Origin of the sequence: Pseudodesulfovibrio portus, from assembly GCF_026000375.1 — a bacterium.
GTDB lineage: Bacteria > Desulfobacterota > Desulfovibrionia > Desulfovibrionales > Desulfovibrionaceae > Pseudodesulfovibrio > Pseudodesulfovibrio portus.
In genome coordinates this window covers 2,098,245-2,119,700 of record NZ_AP026708.1, presented here as the reverse complement: position 1 = coordinate 2,119,700, position 21,456 = coordinate 2,098,245, and the positions used below count along the sequence as shown (strand labels likewise).

Genomic DNA, 21,456 nt, shown 5'->3' with positions numbered 1-21,456 from the left:
CCGGAGCATCAGATGGATGCATAAAACTCCGTCAGGTGAGCGGCCACGCGGCCGTCGGACCAGTGGTCTTCCATGAACCGGCGGCCCCTTTCGCCCGCGGCCCGGCACTGTTCGCGGTCATTGACCAGGTCACGCAGCAGGGACGTCAGCCCGGCCCGGTCCCGGGCCGCCAGCCACGGCAGGTCGCCCGTGCCCGCGAACTCGGACACCCTGTCCCGGTTCCACTCGTCGAGTCCCGCGATGACGGCCACGCCCTGCGAGAGCCCCTCCAGGCTGGACACGCCGTAGTAGCCCTGCATGTGGTCGAACAGCACGTGACACCGCCGCTTGCGGGCCAGGCACTCGCTGTTGGGCACGTCGTCGATGAGGTCCACGGAAATATGGACCTTGCGCTTGTTGATCTCTTTGACGGCGGCCAGAAAGTCGTCGGTGTTCTTGAGGTCCTTGCGGGTGGGCGAATGGCAGACCTTGAGCTGGCCGGGGTCGTCGAACCGGCCCCACAGCGGCATGAACAGCGGCTCGTCTATGGGCACCAGGTTCGGCTGCCAGCGCGCCTCGGGCAGCAGGTGCATGAGGTCCGGGGTGGACACCAGCAGGTTCCTGCGGTCGAGCTGTTCATACTTGCGGCGGAAGGACTCCGGGTCGGAGCGAAAATCGTGGTGGCCGTGGTGGTGGTGGACTATGCCCTTGCCCTTGATGAAGTCGGCGGGGATCAGGCCGCCGAAGGACTGACGCTCGTCGCAGGTCATGTGGAAGTGGAAAATATCCGCCTCCTGCATGAGCATGCGCAGCTCCTCCAGGCCGTCCGGACCGATGTCCGGCACGTGGATGTCCTTTTCCCAGCCGTGGGTGTAGCGCGTCTCCAGGGTGACCAGGCGTGCGGAATGGGGGGAGTGGTTCCGAATGGCCTTGCAGAACTGGATGGCCGTCCCGGCGGGATCATTGATGGCGAACATGAGGATGCGCATAACCTCTCCCTATTGCCCGTACACGATGTCCACGTTGTCGATGAAGCGGCGGACCTCGGCGGCCACCTCTGCGGCCCGGTCCAGGTCGCCGTCCCTGCCCGCCATCTCGATGGCCGCACCCCATTCGGTCAGGACATCGAAGCCGAAGGACGCGCCGGTCCCCTTGAGCTTGTGCCCGAGCTGCCGGACGGACTCCGGGTCCCGGGCGGCCAGGGCGGCTTCGAGCTGATCCTGTTCCTCGCGGCGGATCTCCATGTACCGGCCCATGATGGGCTGGAGCTCGGGATCGATGACGACCTTGATCCTGGACATGCCGCTACTCGCCTTTTGCCGGGCCCTTTTCCACGGCGTGCAGTTCCCCGGTCTTGTCGCCGGACAGGTCCAGCCCGTCGAATTCGGCGGAAGCGGGCAACCGGACCGTCAGGGTCCGCAGCTCGTCCAGCAGGGCCGTTGTCGGATTGAGGGAGCAGTCCAGGACGTGGCCGCCCCTGGCCCGGTCGGCGGTCAGGAAATGCCAGTGGAAGCCGGGCACGTTCACGCCCTTGACGAACGGCGGCGAATAATAGCCCACCAGGGTCCCCTCGCCGGAGAGGGTGACGACGACCTGCTGCTTGGCCACCTCGGCCAGGGGGTCATAGGGGGGGCTCTGCTTTGGGATGGCCCGCGCCTTGACCGACGGGAACACGCCGTCGATGCGGATGGCCCAGAACACGTTCTTGGACGGCAGCCCCGCGACCACGGCCTCGTTCAACGCCGCCAGGGAGTCGATGGTCCCCAGGTCCAGGGTCCGGTCGCCGCCGAAAAAGGAGACCGTGGCAAAGGGAATGGCCGCCGCGCCCGGGGCGACAACGGCCGCGCCCCCGGCTGACACGTGGTAGCCCACGCCGTCGAGCACCACCAGCTCTCCGTCGATGCCGTTGAGCGTGCCGAGGCCGAAATCGCCCTTGCGCGCCAACTCGGCCATGGTCATGTCCCCTTCGTACAACCCGGCCAGGAGGGCGTCGATGGTCGAATACTGGAAAACCGCGTCCCCGGCCAGCGAGGGCGCGGCCAGGAACAGGGCCAACCCGAGGGCGGGGAGAAGGAGCCGGAGTCGTCTGGAAAATGAGATCATGATCTGTTCCCCGTTCTGTTGAAAATTACCTACAGGGGCTCGCGCAGCTTCTTGACCCACACCTCGCCGGTCTGGGTGTTGAACAACAGCTTGCGTCCCCGTTGTCCGCCCACATCCTCCACCTGGATGTCCAGGCGGGCGAACTTGAGCAGCTTCCTGGCCATGGCGATGTTCCGCCTGCCGATGTCATAGGTGGTGTTCTCCACGTTGCGCACGGCCATGCCGGACGACCCGCCGAACATCTTGATGACCAGTTCCCGCCGGGGAACGCCTATCTTGTCCATGGTTTCCAGCATGTTTTGCAGGGCCGTGTCAACAAACCGGCAAATCTGGGGCTCCGGGACGAGGGAGGCCCTGCAGTCGGAACTGTCCGGAAGGAAGGCGTGGCAGATGGTGCCGATGCCCATTTTCGGGACGTGCATGGTCACCCCCAGGCACGACCCGAGCACGGTGGTGACCATGGTCGGCTGAACGCCTATGAAACAGTCGCCCGTCTGCAGAAATATCTTGGGGAGGTCCTGGTACAATCCTTTCATCGGTCCGATCCGGGTTGGCGGTTCCAGATGGGAACTATCACTAGTATTCAGGCTATCAGTATCGAGGGGCAAGTCAACCTTGTTGTTGCCTTTTTTCCAGTTGTCCGGGGATCATCTGAGCCAGGGCCAGGGAAACCAGACTCATGCCCGCGGCCGCCAGGAAGACCGCCTGGTAGTTGCTGATCCAGACCAGCCCCCCCATCACCGGGACCACCACCGCCGCGATGTGGTTGATGGTGGACCCCATGGTCATGCCAGAGGCGATGTCGCGCGGATCCGCTATCTTCTGGTAGAACGTCCTGATACCCATGGAGAAATTGAAAAAGATGTTGTCCGCCACGTAGAGCAGGGCCGCCACCATGCCGCTTTCCGTGTAGGCGTATCCCAGGAAGACGAAAGCCAGGGTGGCGTACTCCAGGCTCAGGACCCAGCGCTCGCCGTACCGGTTGATGGACCTGCCGATATACGGGCTGATGAAATAGTTGAGCACGTTGTTGACCACGAACAGGATGGTGACGTGCTGGATGGTGAAGCCGAACTTCTTGACCAGCAGGAAGACCGCGAAGGCCACGAATATCTGCCTCCTGGCACCGCCCAGGAAGGTCAATCCGTAAAAGAGCCAGTACTTCCCCTTCAGGCTCATGGCCTTGCGCTGGGGCGGCAGGTCCTGTCGAGAGGGGTCCCGGGTCAGGGCCCACAGCCCGGCGGCCACGGCCACGCCGCCCAGGACGGCCAGCATCTCCGCGTATCCCATGAACTTGGCCATGACATAGATGGCCCCGCCCACCATGACGTTGGCCAGGGCGTTGACGGAACGCATCCTGCCGAAGACCAGCGGCGCTTCGGCGTGGTCGAAATACTGGAGGGTCAGGGACTGGTTCATGGCCTCGAAGTAGTGGAACCCGAAGCTCATGACCAGGGTGGTGAAGACCAGGCCGGAGAGCGTGGGCAACAGCCCTGCCAGGGCCACGCCCATGCCCATGATGACCACGCTCAGGGCGGCCAGCCTGTGCTCGCGGAGGATCAGGATGACGTAGATGGCCAGCAGGGTCAGGAAGCCCGGCACCTCGCGCACGGACTGGACGATGCCCATGCCCAACCCGTCCAGGCCGACCTCTTCCACGGCAAAGTTGTTGAGCAGGGTGCGCCACCCCTGGAAGCCGACGCACGAGCCCACCACCAGCACCAGCAGGAAGAGGTACATACTCCGCTTTCTGTATTCATCAGGCATGGTTGTTTCCTTGGGTCACGGCCAGCACAATAGGCCTTTCAAACAGCCGAGATCAAGTATAGAATCGCGCCCATGAAACAGCCACCCGTCATCGTATCAGCCTGCCTGGCAGGCATGTTCTGCCGCTACAACGGCGAAGTGGACGGCGACCCCCGCGTCGAGGAAATGGTCCGCCAGGGGTTGGCCGTCCCGTTCTGTCCCGAAGTCATGGGCGGACTGCCCACCCCGCGCCCCCCGTGCGAAATCCGCAACGGCCTGGTTTTCGGCGACGACGGCGTGGACCGGACCGAAGAATATGAACGCGGAGCCGCCGAAGGGTTGCGCCTGGCCCGCCTGTACGGCTGCACCACGGCCATCCTCAAGGCGCGTTCCCCGTCCTGCGGGTCCGGCACCATCTACGACGGCACCTTCACCTCCACCCGCATCCCCGGCGACGGCGTGTTCGCCGGACTGCTCAAGGCAAACGGCTTCACCGTGCGCACCGAAGAGGAACTCGACTAGGTGAAGGAGTACGCAGGGCTGCCCCTGACCGTGAAGACCCACCCGCGCGCCCGCCGGGTGCTGGTCAAAATCGTTCCCGGCAGGGGGCTGGAAGTGGTCACCCCGCGCGGCTTCGACACCGGCCTCGTCCCGGACATCCTCGACGAAAAGCGGTCCTGGATCGAGCGCACCCGCGACCGGCTGGTACAAGCGGGACGCGACCTGTCCGGCACCCTCCCGGAGCTGCCCGACGCGCTCGAATACCGGGCCGTGGACCGGACCGTCCGGCTCGACTACCTGGACCGTCCCGGCCCCGTGAAGCTCATGGAAAACGGGCCCCGGCTGCACATCTCCGGCGACATCTCCGACCGGGAATCCGTGTTCGCTGCCCTGCGCAGACACACCGCCAAAAAGGCGCGCGAGGCCCTGCTGCCCATGCTCGACGCCATGAGCCGCCGCACCGGGCTCGAATACGCCGCCCTGCGCGTCCGCTGCCAGAAGACCCGCTGGGGGAGCTGCTCGGCGCGCGGGACCATCAGCCTCAACGCCAAGCTCCTCTTTCTGCCCGTGGAACTGGTCGACCACCTGCTCATCCACGAACTCTGCCACACCCGGCACCTCAACCACTCCAGGCGATACTGGGCCTGCGTGGCCCGGTACGAGCCGGACTACATACGGCTGGAAGACGAATTGAAGCACGGCGCAAAGCACGTGCCGCTCTGGTTCGGATAGGGACGGTTTCGGAGGACGGAAGGCCGCGCTATCCCTGCTCGGGCAGGGTGATGGTCACACTGGTCTCGCCTTTCCTGGAGGTGTCCACGGTGATGTCGCCGCCGTGGGTGCGGGCGATGAGCCGGGCCGAGTAGGTGCCGAGGCCGGAGCCGGTCGTCTTGTCGGAGGTGGCGTACTTCTCGAAAAACACGTCGCGCATGCGGAGGGGCACCTCGCCCTTGTTGCAGATGGTGATGAAGGGCCCGTCCTCCCTGCCCAGGGTGACGAACACGGCCCCGGACTCCGGAGAAGCCTCCAGCGCGTTGAGCAGCATGTTGGAGAGCATGGACTGGAACAGTTCCGCGTCCGCATGGACCAGGAATGCGGTCCCGCTTTCGCCGGGCGTCTCTATGCCGATGCTGATCCCCTTTTCCCTGATCAGGGGCTGGGCCTCGCCCTTGATGCGCTCGATGACCTCCACCACGTCCACGGGAGTCTTGTGAAGCGTGAACACGCCGCACTCCATCTTGTAGAGGTCGAGGGAGCGGTTGATGAGCGAGAGCATGGCGCCGCCCGCGTTCTCGATGGTGTCGAGCAGGGCTCCCTGCTCCGGCGTCACCGGCCCGACCCTGCGGATTTCCCCCGGCAGGCCGATGACCGCGCCCAGCGGGGTCTTGAGGTCGTGCTTGGCCATGCGCTCCATGTCCTCGCGCAGGGCCTCGGCCCGCTTGCGGTCGGTGATGTCCCGGCTCACGCCCTGGATGCCGATCCGGTCGCCCTCCTCATTGAGCATCAGGCCGAGCCTGGACTCCAGCCATACCGTGGACCCGTCGAGGCAGGTGAATTCCAGGTCCTCGGTGGCGGAGGCCGGAGTGGACTCGGCCCCCATCTCCTTTTCCAGCATGGCCAGGAGACCGGTCAGCCGGACCCGGGAGGCCGGGGTCAGAAATTCCTTTATGGACAGTCCGAGCACCTCGTACCGCTTGAAGCCGCGCAGCATTTCATCGGACGGGCTGACGTAGGTGTAGCGCAGGTCCGCGTCCAGCCCCCAGATGACGTCGGACACGTTCTCGGCCAGCAACCGGTACTGCTTCTCCCGCTGCCGCAGGGCCTCCTCCATGAGCTTGCGGTCCGTGATGTCCGTGCCCACGCAGAGCAGCCCGATCATGGTCTTCTTGTCCCCGGCGAAAATGGCCTGATTGGCCCAGGCCACCCAGACGGTTTCGCCGTTCTTCCGCAGGTTCATGGTCTCGTTGAACGGATGGGCCGACGGGTTCATGAGCAACCGGCCGATGTACCGCTTCATGGACTGCCCTTCCAGGTCCTTTTCCGGAATCAGGGTGCCCACGAGCGGCTTGCCGATCAATTCGCCGTGGCCGTAGCCGTAGAACTGCTCGGCGTACTCGTTGCAGAACTCCACCTCGCCAGCCAGATCGACGCGCAGGATGATGGCCTTGGCGGTCTGGACGAGGTAGCGGTACTTTTCCCGGTCCTCGAACCGGCCCATGAACACGGACAGGGTCATCCACAGGGAGACCGGCACCAGGAAGGCCAGCAGCACGCCGCCGCCGATGATGTACTTGCTCCGGGGAGAGGTGGACCACCCCTTGGCCGGGACCGCAGCCAGCTGCCAGACTTGGGAAAAAAACCGGATGTCCGCGCGAAGCGGCTCCATATCGTAGACCGGCGGGCTGCCCGAAAGGACCATCTCGCGGCCCCGTTTCGGACCGGGGACGCGCAGGGCCACCATGACGTCCTTGAGATGCCCGGGCATCCCGGCCATGAGCATGAAGGCGTTGACGTCGACGTCGACCACGATCAGCCCCCACTTCCGCATCCCCCCGTCTCCGGTGGGCACGGAGACCGGCGCAAAGATGGTCATGCCCGTGGGGGCGGCGCCCTCGGCCCCGCTGTAGGCGATCTGCACCAGGCCGCCCTCCAGGGCCCGCAGGGTCATGCCCTTCAGGATCGCGCCCCCCGCGTCCTGCGCCTGGTCGGGATAGGAGTGCGTGACCCGGTCTTCCTGCACCAGCTGCACGGAGCGGATGTCGAAGAGCCCGTCCAGCAACCCCCGCATGAGGACCTCGAACTCGCGGTGCGACAGGTCGGGATTGATCCTGATGACGGACTCCACCGCCTTGACCAGATTGGTTTTTCGGGAAACGGCCTGGACCGCATCCGCCTTGACGTCCGAGAGTCCGTGCAGGACGTGGGCGCGCAGGTTCTGGCGGTGATTCGCCAGGTCCGCGCGAAAGACGAGAAACGCCCCGGCGGCAACCGCCAGCCCGGCCAGGGTGGAAATCAGAAAAATAAGGCGTTTCTTCATGATGGCATTAACCCGTATTCAGGACGCGGCATAAAGACCGCGTGAATACAGCATAGCAAAAGAGGTCGGGAAATGAAATGAATTCCGGCCACTCGGGCCAGACGTGCCCCGGCGCGGGCCTATTCGGGAGGACGCGGCAAAAGGCCTTTGGCGAACTTCCCCGGCGTCATGCCCATGACCTTTCGGAAGCAGCGCGACATGTGGCTCTGATCCGCGAATCCCGCCTCCACAGCGCTCTCCGCCAGCCCCAGGCCATGACGGATGCACTCCTTGACCCGGCGCACCCGCTGCAGGGTCTGATACTCATGCGGGGGCATCCCGACCACCGAAGCGAACACGCGGTTCAACCGGCAGGGGCTGCAACCGCCCAGGCGGGCCAGTTCCCCGAGGGGCAGGTCTTCGGCAAAACGGGCCTCCAGGCAACGCCTTGCAGCGGCCACCGCATCGGGCTCCGGCCTGTCCTGTTCCGCCTGCGGCTCCTCGGCACACAGCCGCGACAGCAGCCTGAGGAGCGTTGCCTGCCGCTCCAGGCATGACGCGGAAAGGGTTGCCGTGTCTGCCACCGAGCGGACGGCCCCGAAAAGGGCGGGATCATCGACAATCCGCTCGCCCCCATGCTCCAGGGCCAGCCCGAAGCGTTCGAGCAGGCAGACCGGGATGCTGACCATGATGTACTCGCACTCCCCGGCGCACGGACAGGCGTGGGCCGCGCCCGGAGGGATGACCAGGACGTCGCCGGGCCCTGCGGCGTGCCGCTCCCCGTCCAGCAGGAGCTCGCGCCGCCCGGACAGGACCGCCCCCACGCACAGGGAGGCGTGCATGTGGCGGGCCTCTGTGGGCGAGTCTCCGCAATGCCGGACAACGGACACGCCGTCCAGGCCGGAAATCTCGGTAAATTCGGTCGTGCTCCTGGTCATCCCTTTCCCCTAGGCGAGCGCCGGAACGAATTTGGCGAACAAACACAGGCCGTCCGGCCCGGCATGCACGCTGTGGCCCACGCCTTCCGGCATCACGGCCACCACGCCGCATCGGTAGTCCTTGTCCCGACCGAGCAGGCGGCAGCAGCCGCTCCCGGCCACCACCTCGTGCAGCTCCCAATTGGTTTTGTGCACATGATGACCTATCTCGGCACCCGGCTCAAGCCGCACCAGATGGACGCTGAACCGGTTGTCCGTGTCCTTTCCCGTGACCAGGTGCTTGAGGGCCACCCCCGTGAATGCGGGGTGGGGGTGCCAGTCGAGACTGTCGGACCCGGTGTCGAAGTCCGGCCCCGCGACCGTGCCGGTGTCGAAGGCGGCAAAAACAGTATCCATGATTCCTCCTGTGATTTTTCAGGAGAATAGAACGGGGTCAGCTCGGGGTCTTGTACGATCTTGCCGGACGAAGCCGCGCTTACCGCCCTGCCTTGGCCAGAATGGCGTTGACGAAGTCGGTCTTGCCCTCGGTGTAGGCGATGCGGTCGCCGGGATGCCGTTCTGCCAACCGGAGCTTCAACTCCCGATACGCCTCGGCATCGTCCGGATGCGCCCGGAGATGATCCCGGAAGGCCAGCCCCTCCCAGAGCCGCGAATCCTTCTCCGCCATGTGGATATGGTGGGTCCGCCGCCCGGCCGCGTTCCGCTTGATCAGCCAGGGATAATGGCCGTCGTCCAGAGGCCGCCGGAAATAATCGTAGGTCGGCGGCTGAAGAATGGAGGGGACGCATTCATCGGCCCATTCATGGCTGGCCACCTCGACCAGCATGTCCACCACGGGCTTGGCCGTCATGCCCGGAACGGCGGTGCTGCCGTAGTGCTCGACGCGCGTGACCAGCCTGTCCGACAGGCAGGAAAGCAGGTGTGCCTTTTCCTCCTCGAACCGGGCCAGCCAGGTCGGGTCGTAGGGGGCAAGCTCGACGCGATCCCTGAGCACCCGCTCGATCTTTTCTTCCAGGGTTTCCATTGGCTACGACAGGCCGTTGCCCCTGATTTCCACGATGAACGCTTCCACCAGTTCCGCATCGAGATAGGACCCGGCCATGGACCTGAGGGCTTCAAGCCCGTCCTCAAGGGGCACGCCCCGGTGGTAGGGCCGATCCGTGGTCATGGCGTCGAAGCAGTCGGCCACGGCGATGATGCGTGCGCCCAAAGGGATGTCCCTGCCGGACAGGCCGCGCGGGTAGCCGCTGCCGTCCACCTGTTCGTGGTGGGCATAGACGTACTCCAGGGCCGGACCGAGAAAATCGAGGTTCTTGAGTATATCCCGTCCCCATTCAGGATGGCGGCGTATCTCCGCCTTCATGGTCTCGGAAAGCGTGGTGTCCTCGCCGGAAAACAGCTCGTCGCTGAACCCGATCTTGCCGATGTCGTGCAGGGTGCCGGCGATGCGGATGCGCTCCACCTCGCCGTTGTCGAGTTCCATGCGCTGGGCCAGCCGCCGGGCGTACCGGCCCACCCGCTCACCGTGGCCTTCGCTGTAGGCGTCGCGTGCGCCAAGGGCCCGGACCACTGCGGTTATGGTGTTCACGGTGTCCTTGCGAATCTTGTCCAGGAGCTGCTCGAGCCGGTTCTCCCTGGCCTCGATCCTGACCATCATCATGCCCACGGCCTCGGCCAGCTCCTGGATGTCCGGACCGTACTCCGGCCCGGTCAGATCCAGGATCTCGTCCGTGTATTCCCCGGCGGATATCTTGCGGATGATCCGCAGCAGCTCATCGCGACCCCTGAGCGGCGTCATGGCTGCTTCCAGGCCCCGGCGTTTTCTTCGGCAAAACCGTCAAAGGACCTCGCCGGAGTGCCGGTCAGGTATTCAACGGCCTGGGTAACGTTGCCCATCATGCCGAGTTTGACCACCCTGGACAGGCTGACCAACATGTTTCGATTCCACTCCGGCACCCCATTGGTGTCCAAAGCTCTGATGAAGGCCTCTTCCTCGACGGGGGTGTAGGTCACGGTGATGCCGCCTGCCGCCGCGATCTTCCCGGCCACCTGATGCAGGGTCAGCCCCTCGGGGCCGGTCAGGGCGTAGGCGTTGCCCGTATGCCCTTCGCCATCCGTGAGCAGCCGGGCCGCGCAGGCCGCGATGTCGCGAACGTCGATGTAGCTGACCGCGTAGTCCTCTTCGGGCAGGGCGATGACGCCGGAGCGGACCATGGGAGCCAGCGGGCCGATGAAATTCTGCATGAAGGAGTTGGGCCGCAGGGTGGTGAAGGGAATCTCAGAATCCTCCACGAACTGGTCCACCATGCCCTGCTCCCGGCCCAGCCGCCAGTGGGCGTCCGAGGACGCGCCGTAGCCCGAGGAGCGGACGATGTATTCGATGCCCGCCGCCTTGGCCGCGTCAACCGCAAGACGACCGTACCGGGCCAGCTCCTCGCGGAACGGGAGCACCAGGAACAGCCGGTCGCATCCGTCCATGGCCCTGGCCATGGAGTCCGCGTCCGCGAAATCGAAGACCCGCGCCTCGACCCCCTTTCCGGCCAGGGTCTCCGCCTTTTCCGGCGAGTGCACACCGGCCACGATCCCGTCCCTGTCCAGTTCCTCCACAAGGGCGGAGCCGATGTTCCCGGCTGCGCCCGCGATGAAAATCCTGCCCATGCATATCTCCTTCCCCTGCCGCGCAGGGGCTTGGTGGTGAGTGACCGGCCCACGCTACACGAAGTGGACTCCATTAGGCAAATTGCAAACCCCTGTTTACGGAGGAATTCCGCCAACCAAACCCTTGACCACTCCCCGGACCATTTTGACCACTGGCCGATTAATGTTGCGCCATGGGCGCAAGCAGTGGTAAATCCAGTCTACGCTTGAAAAAATTTGGAGAAAGAATGCTACTCGGAATAGACGTCGGCGGCACGCACACGGACGCGGTCGCCATCGACACGAAAAGCGGAGTGCGCGTGGCCGCGTCCTGCAAGGTTCCCACACGCCATGACGACCTGCTCTCCTCGGTGACCGAGGCCCTTGAAACCATCCTCAAGGAGGTGGATCAGGCCGCCGTCACCCAGCTCAACCTGTCCACCACCCTGTCCACCAATGCCATCGTCCAGGGCAAGACCGAGGACGTGGGCGTCATCGTTTCGGCAGGACCGGGCATCGACCCGCACAACTTCATGCCCTGCAAGGACTTCCACGTCATCGACGGGTCCATCGACCACCGGGGCAACGAGGTCCGCGCCCTGGCCCCGCGCCAGCTCTCGGCAGCCATCGACGCCTGCCGCAAGAACGACATCCGCGTCTACGCCGCAGTGGGCAAGTTCTCCACCCGCAACCCGCGCCACGAAAACTACATCCGGCGCATGGTCTGCAACTGCGTGGACGAGTCGGTCTGCGAGTACGCCGACTTCGTCACCCTCGGCCACCAGCTGGGCGGAGCGCTGAACTTCCCCCGCCGGGTGGCCACCGCCTACTTCAACTGCGCGGTCTGGCGACTCTACAACCAGTTCGCCACCGCCGTGGAAAAGGCGCTCAAGGGCATGGGCCTGGCCCACGTCAAGGTCAACATCCTCAAGGCGGACGGCGGCACCATGCCCCTTTCCCAGTCGCGGAAAATGCCCGTGCAGTCCATCTTTTCCGGCCCCGCCGCCTCGGTCATGGGCATCATCGCCCTGACCGACATCTTCCACGACTCGATCATCCTGGACATCGGCGGCACCACCACGGACATCGCGGTCTTTGCCTCGGGCGCGCCGCTCATCGAGCGCGAGGGCATCGACATCGGCTCCCACCCGACCCTGGTCTCGGCCCTCAAGGTCCACTCCATCGGCATCGGCGGCGACTCGGCCATCTCGGTGGTTGGAGACGAGGTGCGCGTCGGCCCCAACCGGATCGGCCCGTCCGTGTGCCTGGGCGGCGAGCGCGTCACCCTGACCGACGCCCTGAACTGCACCGGAGACTGCGCGGTGGGCGACACCGGAAAATCCCGGGCCGCCATCGACGCCTATGCGACCGCCCATTCCATGACCGGCGACGGACTGGCCGAGGCCGCCGTGGCCCACGCCACGGACGCCATCCACGTCGCGGCCCGCGAACTGCTGGACGCCATCAACTCCAAGCCGGTCTACACCATCCACGAGCTGATCCAGGACAAGAAGATCGTGCCCAAGAAGGTCTACCTCATGGGCGGCCCGGCCCAGGCCATGAAGACCCATCTCTTCCGCCGCTTCCAGCTCTCCACCGAGGTGCCGGACAATTTCGACGTGGCCAACGCCATCGGCGCGGCCCTGACCCGAACCACCTGGGAGCTGGAGCTGTTCGCCGACACCCAGCGGCACGTGCTGTTCATCCCGTCCCTATCCTACCGCGAGAACATCCACACCCGGTACGACCTCGCGGACGCCGAAAAGGACGCCGTGAACCAGCTGGTCATGCACCTCGACTCCATGGGCGTGCAGCTCAAGACCGAGAACGCCGAGATCACCCACGCATCCAGCTTCAACATGGTCGAGGACATGGAGCAGGTGGGCAGGAACATCCGCGTCAAGGCCCAGGTGCGGCCCGGCGTGGTCAAGACCTTCGGGGCGGGGAGATAGTCATGCTCAAGGCCAACAACTCACTCGGCATCATCTTTTTCCCGGCCTTCGACTGGGCCATCTCGCCCACCCATCCCGAGCGCCAGGAGCGGCTGCTCTACACCCAGGACCAGCTGCGCGAGGAAGGCCTCTTCGACATCGAGGGCGTGGGCGAATACAAGCCCGACGTGGCCGACATCGAAGACGTCGAGCGCGTCCACTTCTGTTTCCCGGAAGTGCCCTCGGTGGCCACCCGGTCCCACCTCATCTCGGCCGGCGGGGCCATGAAGGCCGCCGACCTGGTCATGCAGGGCGAGCGCGAACGCGCCTTTGCCATGGTCCGCCCCCCCGGCCACCACGCCATGAAGGTCGTGCACGGCTCGCGCGGGTTCTGCAACATCAACATCGAAGCCGTGATGATCGAGCACATCCGCGAGAAATACGGCCACAAGCGCGTGGCCATCGTGGATACCGACTGCCACCACGGCGACGGCACGCAGGACGTGTACTGGCACGACCCGGACACCCTGTTCATCTCCCTGCACCAGGACGGGCGCACCCTGTACCCCGGCACCGGCTTCCCGCAGGAGCTGGGCGGACCCAACGCCAGGGGCCGGACCATCAACATCCCCCTGCCGCCGCACACCTCGGACGAGGGCTTCCTCATGGCCGTCGAGCGGATCGTCCTGCCCATCCTCGACGACTTCAAGCCGGACCTGGTCATCAATTCGGCGGGCCAGGACAACCATTTCACCGACCCCATCACCAACATGAACTTCTCGGCGCGCGGGTACGCGGCCATGAATGAGATGCTCAAGCCGGACATCGCCGTGCTCGAAGGGGGCTACTCCATCCAGGGGGCCCTGCCCTACATCAACCTCGGCATCTGCCTGGCCATGGCGGGCGTGGACTACTCCCAGGTCATGGAGCCCAACTACAACGCCGAACGCATCCGCCAGGACGCCAAGACCACCGCGTATATCGAGGAGCTGTGCAAGCAGCTCCCCAGACTCTATTTCGACCCGCCCGCGGTCAAGCCGTCAGACGACTCCCGCCAGGGCGTGCTGTCCGGCGACACCTTCATCCGGCACAAGCAGGTCTACTACGACACCGACGGCATCAACGAGGTGCAGCAGGAGACCGTAACCGTGTGCAAGGATTGCCGGGGTCTCTACAAGGTCGAAACCCGGGCCGACTCCGGCCCGCTCTGCCTGGGCGTGGAAATCCCCATCAACGCCTGCCCCAAATGCCGGGCCAAGGGCTACCACGTCCTGGAAGAGGCCCAGATCAAGGGCACCTACCGCTACATGCAGATGATCAACCGGCTGGACAAGGAATACCTGCGGTACGGATTCTAGGGGAGTTTCAAGGGCATTTGTGAGAGAGCCTAAATAGAGGGCACTCAGTCATCCATGTAATATGGGCCCGTACAGTAATACAGCCGACCGAAAAGAATCGCTATGAGCTTATCGACGCCATCAAGGGAGGTGCTTAGTCCTTGGGTTGTATTTGTAATCTGACTGGCGAAGGCCATCCTGGCGAGGGCCAACGGGGCGGCCTTTTTTATTGCGTAATTTAAACTGGGGCCGCTAAATGTCTGACCATCTATGTCGATAGACATGAGGTTGCTTGCATGACCTCCAGTGGATATTATGAACTCTGGGTAGCTGTCGATCATTTTTGTCGCGACAATAGACACCTGCGCCATTTCTGACTCCAGCGTACATTCAATGCCGACTTTCTGGTCGTCGTGATATATTGACCCGCAATCTAGTTTCCACGAACCAACTTCATTCGGATTAGCTCCATTTTCTGCCAGTCCAAAGTGCTCCTCATTTGCACACAGACCGGACATACCCCCAACAGGGCTTAAATCTGTATCGTTTCCGTTCCTACTAGATGTGGCCCACATTCGACCGCTTACCAAATTCCACGCGAAATTGTATCCAGTGTATGGCATGGTGCTTCCCCTAAAAAGGCCATATCTTACGGTGGTCCCGTTGAAGAGAAGCTTGATATCATGATCACTGCCGGGCTCATAAGTACTACCAACAACTCCCAAAGTGTGTCCCAGATTGATGTAGTAGCCAAGCTGCTTTTCACCATCAAGATAACGATAGATGCTTTCGTAGTTGTCGGTCTTTTGTGTGATGACACCGGAAAACTTGCCGGCTGTGACAACTCCTTCAATTCTCTTTGAATTCCCGGCATCTATATCAACTTCGCCATCCAAAACGACTGTAAACGGCCCGACTCGCAGGTTTGCGTTGGGACGTGAGGGTGTGCTTTTCGTTAAAACATTGCCATTGATCTCTATGCAGCCGAAGTATTGTTCAGAGTCACCAACAAAATCAATCCTCGGATCACGCAATGCAAGCCGACAGTATCCTGAGAACTGGCCAGGAGAAGAAAAGGACGTTTCGCAAAAGGATATTCCACAATCTATACGCTGGGTTAGCCGACCTTTTCCCGATGGATTGCCGTCCACAACCTTGCCTTCGTACACCCACAGATCAGCATCGCATCTATAATAAAGAAGCCCATTGTCATCGTTGGCTCTATCGTTTGCATCAATCCGTCCGGTGTAGAATATTTCATACTCAGCTTCTTTTCCGAGATATTTTTTGTCGGCATCTGTGGAGACAATCAGTTGAGCCGGATTTGATAAAAGCTCTCCTGACCTTGCGTACAATATGAAACGATATTTCTTGTTTGGTTCGACACTTGGAAGGCTAAATTGCACCGCGTCGGTTGGTAAAATAATCTCTTGAAATTTATGAAGATCACATCTTTTGTGCTTGAGCAATATCTCCTCGGCTTTCCCCGCGTATGCGTCCCAAGACAGGGTGATAAACTCTTTACCCTTGGATTCAAGCCTCAAATTGGTAATCGAAACAACGGTCGGTGGATCAATGCCGAGTAAATGCCTTAAACTGTCCGGCTTGCCAGTCACAAGGAAGTAGGATGACACGACAAATATAAAAAGGATACAAAGCAGTGAGCAGCCTCCAAAGACAAACCCCAGGTACCTCCAGAAAACGGTTTTTGCCGTTGTCATCTGCTGAAACGCCCAGGCTGATCCTGCAAGGCCCATCAACAGTATCACCACGAAAAATAACCGACCGAGGCTTGCTCCTTTTGCCCAGCTCAGGACGGCTACGGCTATACTAAAAAGGACATAGACCGCGTATCCGTACTTAACGACTTGGGTGTTGCTGTTTTTGACTCGCTCAAGGATATCTTCCAATGTCATGGCCCACTCCTTCATACGTGAAAACCATTCAGCGAATGGGATAATCTTGCAACGCTTCTGAAAAAACGGAATGGCTTGGCTGCACAATCACGACTGTAACTGGCGATTATCATAGAAACGATATTCATGCCACCAGCATAGGGCAGACGGTGAAAAGCGTCAGGAAATGCAGAATAGTGGAGGCAAAAGCCTATTTATAGGAGAAGGACCAGCCGTTAGGCATGGCCGAGGATATGTCGATCTTGAGCGTGCCCAGGAGTTGCTGGACAAAGGGGATGTCTTTTTCGGGGCCTTCGAGGAGCGCGGCCTTGCCCTGGATTCCGGCGAGTTCCTTGAGCTTCCTGATGGCGTCGTAGCGGGTGCCGAGCTGATCGACAAGGCCGAGGGCCAGAGCCTGCCGACCGGTGACGGCGCGCCCGTCGGCTATGGCGGCCACGCGCTCGCGGTCCATGCCGCGCGCCTCGGCCACGTGGTCCACGAACTGGTCGTGCAGGTCCTGCATGAGTCCCTGCATCTGTTCGCGCTGCTCGTCGGAAAGTTCGCGCATGGGCGTTCCGGCGGCCTTGTACTTGCCGGTGGTCAGCACTTCGGGCTTGATGCCGAGTTTTTCCAGCGCCTCGGTGACGGTGACGAACTCGGCCATGACGCCGATGGACGCGGTGACCGAGCCGGGGTTGGCGTAGATCAGTTCCGCCGGGCAGGAGCAGTAGTAGCCGCCGGACGCGGCCAGTGAGCCGTAGGAAGCGACCACGGGCTTGACCTGATTGAGATTCTTAACGGCGGCGTAGATTTCCTGGGAAGGGGCGATGGCCCCGCCGGGCGAGTTGACGCGCAGGAGCACGCCCTTGACCGAGGCGTCCTCTTCGAGGGTGCGAATCCATTCCACCACGTCGGTGGAGTCGAGGATCATGCCCTCCACATGGACGATGCCGACCTTGTCCTTGCCCAGCCCGGACAACCCCTGGGGCGTCCAGCCCATGAAACGGAAAAAGGCCATGGCCCCCGAAAAGAGGGCCACGGCCAATATGATCATCATCACCCCGAACAGAAGGGGGTGGCGTTGCGAGAAACGGGTACGTGTTCCTTCAACGCGCATGACGTGTTTCCTTTATTTCTCTTCTTCCTCGGCAGCGGCCTCATCGGCGGGAGCTTCGGCTTCTTCGGCCGGGGCTTCCACTTCTTCGGCAGGAGCTTCGACTTCAGCGGCGGCTTCTTCCACGACCGGCTCTTCGGGAGCGGCCTCGACCGGGGCTTCTTCCACGACGGGCTCTTCATTCAGGGCCTCGCCGGCAGCCTCTTCCAGCTTCTCGCGGAGCAGGTCGCCCAGGGTGGAACCGGCGTCAATGCCGCCACCGCCGAAGGACTTGGACTTGCCGCCGCCGGCGCGGGCAGGCTCTTCCTTGGTCTGCTTGATGGACAGGCCGAGACGGCGCTCGTCCGCGGACACGTGGATGACCTTGGCTTCGATGGAGTCGCCTTCCTTGAACAGCTCGGAGGGGGACTTGATCTTCTTGCGGCTGATCTCGGAGACGTGGACCAACCCTTCGATGCCCTCTTCCACTTCCACGAACAGACCGAAGTCGGTGATGTTGGTGACGGTGCCGGTGACCTTCTGGCCCACGGGGTACTTGGCGGGAACCTGGGACCAGGGGTCTTCGGTCAGCTGCTTGACGCCCAGGGTGAACTTCTCGTTCTCCTTGTCCACGGTGAGGACCTTGGCCTGGACGGAGTCACCGGCCTTGTAGACCTCGGAGGGGTGGCGGATCTTCTTGGTCCAGGAGATGTCGGACACGTGGATCAGGCCGTCGATGCCTTCCTCGATGCCGATGAACACGCCGAATTCGGTGATGTTCTTGATGGCGCCTTCGAGCACGGTACCCTCGGGGTACTTCTCGGCGACCACATCCCACGGGTTCGGGGAGATCTGCTTCATGCCCAGGGAGATGCGCTTCTTCTCGGGATCGACGCCGAGCACGATGACTTCGACTTCGTCGCCGACCTTGACCATCTGGGAGGGGTGGCGGAGCTTGCGGGTCCAGGACATCTCGGAGATGTGAACCAGACCTTCAACGCCGTTTTCCAGCTCAACGAACGCGCCGTAGTCGGCGAGATTGGTGATGGTGCCGGTGAAGCGGGATTCCTCGGGGTACTTCTCGGCGATGTTTTCCCACGGATCGGGAACGAGCTGCTTGAGGCCCAGGGAGACCTTCTGGCCTTCGCGGTCGAAGTTGAGGATCTTGAGCTGCAGGTCGTCGCCCAGGTTGACCATCTCCTTGGGGTGCTTGATGCGCTTCCAGGACATGTCGGTGATGTGGAGCAGGCCGTCGAGGCCGCCCAGGTCGATGAACACGCCGTATTCGGTGACGTTCTTGACCTTGCCTTCCACCACCTGGCCTTCTTCCAGGGTATCGAGCAGCTTGTCGCGCTGTTCGCTGCGCATCTCTTCCAGCAGCACGCGGCGGGAGACGATGACGTTGGAGCGGCGGCGATTGATCTTGAGAATCTTGAAATCGAACTCCTGGTTGACCAGGGCGTCCATGTCCGGGACCGGGCGCAGGTCGACGTGGGAGCCGGGCAGGAATGCTTCGACGCCGCCGAGATCGACGGTGTAACCGCCCTTGATGCGGCGGATGATGCGGCCGACGACTTCGCCGTCCTTTTCCTGAAGCTCTTCCAGTTTATCGAAAAGCTGCATCCGCTTGGCCTTGTCGCGGGACAAGTAGATGGTGCCTTCGGCTTCGTTCTTGCGGGCGACGTAGACGTCGACCTTCTCACCGATCTCGACGGTCACAGTGCCGTCGGCTTCGGTGAATTCGGACACGGGGATCTGTCCTTCGGACTTGAAATTGACGTCGACAAGCACGAAGTCCTTGTCGACCTTGACGACTTCACCGGCAACGATAGTGCCTTCGTCCAGATCGCCGAAATCAGAATTCAGATACTCGTCAAGAGCATCGGCAAAATTCATTTCCATGTCGGCCATTTCAACAGATTCGTTAGTTTTTTCCATGGGTTACCTCCACAACGGACCTCGGTCAAAGTAGATTTACGTATATTTTCAGAATGAGGATACCAGCGCTTCCGGGTCATCGTTTCCGAGGCAGGCGAGCCCCGAACGCGCGGTCGGCCATATCGGCCGGACTCCAAATCCTTACGCTCCTTTTAAGGAAGACCAGCTATTTTCGCCGGTTACGGCAAAGCTGTTCTCCCATATTATGAAGAGTCATGTACGTAGCGGAAATCGGGAGGGCTGTAAACCCTTTTCTAACAAGGGTTGCCGACGATTATCGGCGCCCCCGGGCGCAAGGGATGTTTTGATAATCGCGTCGGAGTCGTGTACCCTCTGCCCATCGTTTCGCAACCCAGTCCATGACGGAGGCTCCCCATGGCTGAAAACCGCTTTGAGATATATTTGACCGAGGCCCGCGCCGGGTGGCTCGACGCCCGGTTGGTGGACGGCGGTTCGCACTACGACCTGAGCGTGAATTCCAATTTTTCCGAACCCATAAAAGACCTTTTCCGATGCCTGTGCGACGCCCGCGGGCTGGACGCGCCGCCGGACATGGAGCGGGACTATCGCCACCTGGAGTTCGAATGGGGCGGCGAGGGCTGGCTCTATTACTGGACCGTGATCCCGAAGCCGGGCGGCGAGCTCGACCTGATCGTGGACTTCAAGGGCAAACGCGAGGTGGGCGGCGTGGAATACCCGGTCTGGAAGATCGAGACCACCACCACCTGGCGCAACCTGGCCGAACAGGTCTTCACCCAGGCCTCCGAAATGCTCTGGCAGTACGGCTTCACCGGCTACTACGACCGCTGGCAGAAGGACTTTCCCACCGGGACCATGATGCGGCTCGGGCACCTGCTCCACGGCATGCCCGCCGACACCGACGACTTTTCCCGCGAGCTGGGCTACCTGGCCGAGACGAGGTAGGCTCCTCAACACCCAAGGCAGGCCGTATGCGATTATGGACCGTGCACCCCAGGTATCTGGACGCCAAAGGCCTCACCGCCCTCTGGCGCGAGGGGCTGCTGGCGCGCAAGGTCCTGCACGGCCTGACCAAGGGGTACAAGAATCACCCTCAGCTCATTCGATTTCGCGAGCACCCGGAACCGCTGGCGGCCATCGACGCCTATCTCTCGGAAGTGTTGGCGGAATCCCGCGACAGGGGGTACAACTTCGATGCGTCGAAGATTGACGAGGCTGCCGAGGCTGCCCCCATTGACGAGACGCGCGGGCAGTTGGAATACGAGTGGGGCCACCTGTTGGGGAAGCTGGAAAGACGTGACCCGAAACGGTGGCGTCGATTGAAGAACGAACAACCCCGGGCCCACCGGTTATTCACCATCCGCGACGGTGAAATACGCGAGTGGGAACACATCTGAGCAAAAAGGGCTTCCCGCCAACGGGAAGCCCTTTCATGTTCATTGCCGCAAGCACTCTCGTCAGGCTGAAAATTTCCTTCGCAGGCCGCACAGGCCAAGGAGCCCCGTGCCGAGGAGCCAGACTGCGCCCGGAATCGGGGTGGCTGTCATGGACTTCATGGCAAGGCCCGTCAGGTCCATGTCGGCCAGCTCCTGCGTGAACTCGACCAGCTGCATGTTGTTGACCGAGTACTGGGCCCACACCTCCTGACCGCCATCCAACCACGTGATGCGTTGAATGAGCCTGAATATGCTGCCCAAGTCTTCATACTTGTGCCAATTCGCAACATTGGGCGGGTTTGTCCCCATACTCCAATCCGTGCTTACACTAATCCAGTTCGACGCCGTTTCCGTTTTTAAGGCGCCACTGCGTTCACTGCTGGACCCGTTTTTCAAATCCGCTGCGTAATTGTATTCCCACGTATCGTCACCATCCAGCGATGCCTTGAGACCGTTGTCGTAATGCAGAATGGCGTCGCCACCCAGATATTCGGCAAAATATGTGCGTTCGACATTAATGCCGGATACGTTTTCCGTGTCACCATCCACCTGAGTGGTATATCCTTCGGAAGCGCCGTCTATGCGAAACACAAAGGTGACGGAATTGCCCACACTGTAGCCCGGAGCCAGGGAACCCTGGTTCCAGACGTAAGAAATATCGCCCGTGAATTTGTAGAACCCGGCAAATGCCGTGGAACTCATAAGAAAAAAGGCTGCCGTTGCAACCAGGCATATTACCGAACGAACATTCCGCATGACAGCCTCCGAAACTGACGGGAACTGAAATTTACTCAACTGGACATCGCCGCAAGAAATGAGTTGAGATGCACATATCAATCCACCTTCGTTAATTCGCATGGTTATGCCCTCGGGATGCCGAACAACGGGAGTTTTCCGTTTTTTCCGGAACCATTTCATCCCCCGGTT

General features: G+C 62.0%; 21 protein-coding genes. 6 read left to right on the top strand and 15 right to left on the bottom strand.

Translation table 11 applies throughout. The features are described 5' to 3' along the window. Positions 1-8: 8 nt before the first annotated feature. The 5 genes from OO730_RS10235 to OO730_RS10215 all read right to left on the bottom strand — a co-directional run bounded on the left by OO730_RS10235 (position 9) and on the right by OO730_RS10215 (position 3,849). A complete protein-coding gene (locus OO730_RS10235; protein ID WP_264981369.1) occupies positions 9-968 on the bottom strand; it encodes a glycosyltransferase in 960 nt (319 codons plus the stop codon). 9 nt (positions 969-977) lie between these two features. After that, positions 978-1,280 (bottom strand): Hpt domain-containing protein, encoded by a 303-nt coding sequence (locus OO730_RS10230; RefSeq protein ID WP_264981368.1) that lies wholly within the window; start codon positions 1,278-1,280, stop codon positions 978-980. Positions 1,281-1,284: 4 nt separating this feature from the next. Next, positions 1,285-2,082: an acetolactate decarboxylase gene (gene budA / locus OO730_RS10225; RefSeq protein ID WP_264981367.1), complete on the bottom strand. Its 798-nt coding sequence runs from the start codon at positions 2,080-2,082 to the stop codon at positions 1,285-1,287. Positions 2,083-2,111: 29 nt separating this feature from the next. Continuing rightward, positions 2,112-2,618 carry a chemotaxis protein CheD gene (locus tag OO730_RS10220; protein ID WP_264981366.1) on the bottom strand — a complete coding sequence of 169 codons (507 nt, stop codon included), beginning with the start codon at positions 2,616-2,618 and terminating at the stop codon, positions 2,112-2,114. 73 nt (positions 2,619-2,691) lie between these two features. Continuing rightward, entirely contained in the window at positions 2,692-3,849 is a 1,158-nt protein-coding gene (locus tag OO730_RS10215; protein WP_264981365.1) for an MFS transporter, read from the bottom strand. A gap of 72 nt (positions 3,850-3,921) precedes the next feature. On the opposite strand from OO730_RS10215, the gene OO730_RS10210 reads away from it, so the two are divergent. After that, positions 3,922-4,350 (top strand): DUF523 domain-containing protein, encoded by a 429-nt coding sequence (locus tag OO730_RS10210; RefSeq protein ID WP_264981364.1) that lies wholly within the window; start codon positions 3,922-3,924, stop codon positions 4,348-4,350. Continuing rightward, entirely contained in the window at positions 4,351-5,061 is a 711-nt protein-coding gene (locus OO730_RS10205; RefSeq protein ID WP_264981363.1) for a M48 family metallopeptidase, read from the top strand. It begins immediately after the preceding gene. A 28-nt stretch (positions 5,062-5,089) separates the two neighbouring features. Here the strand turns inward: OO730_RS10205 and OO730_RS10200 are convergent, their stop codons facing one another. The 6 genes from OO730_RS10200 to OO730_RS10175 all read right to left on the bottom strand — a co-directional run bounded on the left by OO730_RS10200 (position 5,090) and on the right by OO730_RS10175 (position 10,941). Beyond that, entirely contained in the window at positions 5,090-7,366 is a 2,277-nt protein-coding gene (locus OO730_RS10200) for a PAS domain S-box protein (RefSeq protein WP_264981362.1), read from the bottom strand. A gap of 119 nt (positions 7,367-7,485) precedes the next feature. Then, positions 7,486-8,283 carry a helix-turn-helix domain-containing protein gene (locus OO730_RS10195; RefSeq protein ID WP_264981361.1) on the bottom strand — a complete coding sequence of 266 codons (798 nt, stop codon included), beginning with the start codon at positions 8,281-8,283 and terminating at the stop codon, positions 7,486-7,488. A 9-nt stretch (positions 8,284-8,292) separates the two neighbouring features. Beyond that, positions 8,293-8,679 (bottom strand): cupin domain-containing protein, encoded by a 387-nt coding sequence (locus tag OO730_RS10190; protein WP_264981360.1) that lies wholly within the window; start codon positions 8,677-8,679, stop codon positions 8,293-8,295. A 79-nt stretch (positions 8,680-8,758) separates the two neighbouring features. Next, positions 8,759-9,307, bottom strand: coding sequence for a GrpB family protein (locus OO730_RS10185; RefSeq protein ID WP_264981359.1), 549 nt, complete (start codon positions 9,305-9,307; stop codon positions 8,759-8,761). Positions 9,308-9,310: 3 nt separating this feature from the next. Then, positions 9,311-10,081 (bottom strand): HD-GYP domain-containing protein, encoded by a 771-nt coding sequence (locus OO730_RS10180; protein ID WP_264981358.1) that lies wholly within the window; start codon positions 10,079-10,081, stop codon positions 9,311-9,313. Beyond that, positions 10,078-10,941 (bottom strand): SDR family oxidoreductase, encoded by an 864-nt coding sequence (locus OO730_RS10175; RefSeq protein WP_264981357.1) that lies wholly within the window; start codon positions 10,939-10,941, stop codon positions 10,078-10,080. Before OO730_RS10175 ends, OO730_RS10180 begins: the two co-directional genes overlap by 4 nt. A 227-nt stretch (positions 10,942-11,168) precedes the next feature. On the opposite strand from OO730_RS10175, the gene OO730_RS10170 reads away from it, so the two are divergent. Beyond that, positions 11,169-12,872: a hydantoinase/oxoprolinase family protein gene (locus tag OO730_RS10170; protein ID WP_264981356.1), complete on the top strand. Its 1,704-nt coding sequence runs from the start codon at positions 11,169-11,171 to the stop codon at positions 12,870-12,872. A 2-nt stretch (positions 12,873-12,874) separates the two neighbouring features. Beyond that, positions 12,875-14,209, top strand: a complete 1,335-nt coding sequence (locus OO730_RS10165) for a histone deacetylase family protein (protein WP_264981355.1) — start codon at positions 12,875-12,877, stop codon at positions 14,207-14,209. A 44-nt stretch (positions 14,210-14,253) separates the two neighbouring features. Here the strand turns inward: OO730_RS10165 and OO730_RS10160 are convergent, their stop codons facing one another. The 3 genes from OO730_RS10160 to OO730_RS10150 all read right to left on the bottom strand — a co-directional run bounded on the left by OO730_RS10160 (position 14,254) and on the right by OO730_RS10150 (position 19,114). After that, a complete protein-coding gene (locus OO730_RS10160; protein ID WP_264981354.1) occupies positions 14,254-16,104 on the bottom strand; it encodes a fibronectin type III domain-containing protein in 1,851 nt (616 codons plus the stop codon). Positions 16,105-16,294: 190 nt separating this feature from the next. After that, complete coding sequence (gene sppA, locus OO730_RS10155) at positions 16,295-17,200, bottom strand: signal peptide peptidase SppA (protein ID WP_264981353.1); 906 nt, start codon at positions 17,198-17,200, stop codon at positions 16,295-16,297. A gap of 12 nt (positions 17,201-17,212) precedes the next feature. Next, a complete protein-coding gene (locus tag OO730_RS10150) occupies positions 17,213-19,114 on the bottom strand; it encodes a 30S ribosomal protein S1 (RefSeq protein WP_264981352.1) in 1,902 nt (633 codons plus the stop codon). Positions 19,115-19,489: 375 nt separating this feature from the next. Here OO730_RS10150 and OO730_RS10145 point away from each other — a divergent pair, with 375 nt between their 5' ends. Next, positions 19,490-20,038, top strand: a complete 549-nt coding sequence (locus OO730_RS10145) for a hypothetical protein (protein ID WP_264981351.1) — start codon at positions 19,490-19,492, stop codon at positions 20,036-20,038. A gap of 26 nt (positions 20,039-20,064) precedes the next feature. After that, positions 20,065-20,490 (top strand): pyrimidine dimer DNA glycosylase/endonuclease V, encoded by a 426-nt coding sequence (locus tag OO730_RS10140; RefSeq protein ID WP_264981350.1) that lies wholly within the window; start codon positions 20,065-20,067, stop codon positions 20,488-20,490. Positions 20,491-20,550: 60 nt separating this feature from the next. On the opposite strand, the gene OO730_RS10135 is transcribed toward OO730_RS10140, so the two are convergent. Next, on the bottom strand, positions 20,551-21,285 hold the full coding sequence (locus OO730_RS10135; protein WP_264981349.1) for a hypothetical protein: 735 nt from the start codon (positions 21,283-21,285) through the stop codon (positions 20,551-20,553). Between the last annotated feature and the right edge of the window lie 171 nt (positions 21,286-21,456).

What these genes read in the sequence shown, in the direction of transcription:
- OO730_RS10160 (WP_264981354.1), bottom strand. Translation starts at nt 16,104, where the DNA reads ATGACATTGGAAGATATCCTTGAGCGAGTCAAAAACAGCAACACCCAA.
- OO730_RS10200 (WP_264981362.1), bottom strand. Translation starts at nt 7,366, where the DNA reads ATGAAGAAACGCCTTATTTTTCTGATTTCCACCCTGGCCGGGCTGGCG.
- OO730_RS10195 (WP_264981361.1), bottom strand. Translation starts at nt 8,283, where the DNA reads ATGACCAGGAGCACGACCGAATTTACCGAGATTTCCGGCCTGGACGGC.
- OO730_RS10150 (WP_264981352.1), bottom strand. Translation starts at nt 19,114, where the DNA reads ATGGAAAAAACTAACGAATCTGTTGAAATGGCCGACATGGAAATGAAT.
- OO730_RS10190 (WP_264981360.1), bottom strand. Translation starts at nt 8,679, where the DNA reads ATGGATACTGTTTTTGCCGCCTTCGACACCGGCACGGTCGCGGGGCCG.
- OO730_RS10175 (WP_264981357.1), bottom strand. Translation starts at nt 10,941, where the DNA reads ATGGGCAGGATTTTCATCGCGGGCGCAGCCGGGAACATCGGCTCCGCC.
- OO730_RS10135 (WP_264981349.1), bottom strand. Translation starts at nt 21,285, where the DNA reads ATGCGGAATGTTCGTTCGGTAATATGCCTGGTTGCAACGGCAGCCTTT.
- OO730_RS10170 (WP_264981356.1), top strand. Translation starts at nt 11,169, where the DNA reads ATGCTACTCGGAATAGACGTCGGCGGCACGCACACGGACGCGGTCGCC.
- OO730_RS10230 (WP_264981368.1), bottom strand. Translation starts at nt 1,280, where the DNA reads ATGTCCAGGATCAAGGTCGTCATCGATCCCGAGCTCCAGCCCATCATG.
- OO730_RS10210 (WP_264981364.1), top strand. Translation starts at nt 3,922, where the DNA reads ATGAAACAGCCACCCGTCATCGTATCAGCCTGCCTGGCAGGCATGTTC.
- sppA (WP_264981353.1), bottom strand. Translation starts at nt 17,200, where the DNA reads ATGCGCGTTGAAGGAACACGTACCCGTTTCTCGCAACGCCACCCCCTT.
- budA (WP_264981367.1), bottom strand. Translation starts at nt 2,082, where the DNA reads ATGATCTCATTTTCCAGACGACTCCGGCTCCTTCTCCCCGCCCTCGGG.
- OO730_RS10185 (WP_264981359.1), bottom strand. Translation starts at nt 9,307, where the DNA reads ATGGAAACCCTGGAAGAAAAGATCGAGCGGGTGCTCAGGGATCGCGTC.
- OO730_RS10235 (WP_264981369.1), bottom strand. Translation starts at nt 968, where the DNA reads ATGCGCATCCTCATGTTCGCCATCAATGATCCCGCCGGGACGGCCATC.
- OO730_RS10180 (WP_264981358.1), bottom strand. Translation starts at nt 10,081, where the DNA reads ATGACGCCGCTCAGGGGTCGCGATGAGCTGCTGCGGATCATCCGCAAG.
- OO730_RS10145 (WP_264981351.1), top strand. Translation starts at nt 19,490, where the DNA reads ATGGCTGAAAACCGCTTTGAGATATATTTGACCGAGGCCCGCGCCGGG.
- OO730_RS10165 (WP_264981355.1), top strand. Translation starts at nt 12,875, where the DNA reads ATGCTCAAGGCCAACAACTCACTCGGCATCATCTTTTTCCCGGCCTTC.
- OO730_RS10215 (WP_264981365.1), bottom strand. Translation starts at nt 3,849, where the DNA reads ATGCCTGATGAATACAGAAAGCGGAGTATGTACCTCTTCCTGCTGGTG.
- OO730_RS10220 (WP_264981366.1), bottom strand. Translation starts at nt 2,618, where the DNA reads ATGAAAGGATTGTACCAGGACCTCCCCAAGATATTTCTGCAGACGGGC.
- OO730_RS10140 (WP_264981350.1), top strand. Translation starts at nt 20,065, where the DNA reads ATGCGATTATGGACCGTGCACCCCAGGTATCTGGACGCCAAAGGCCTC.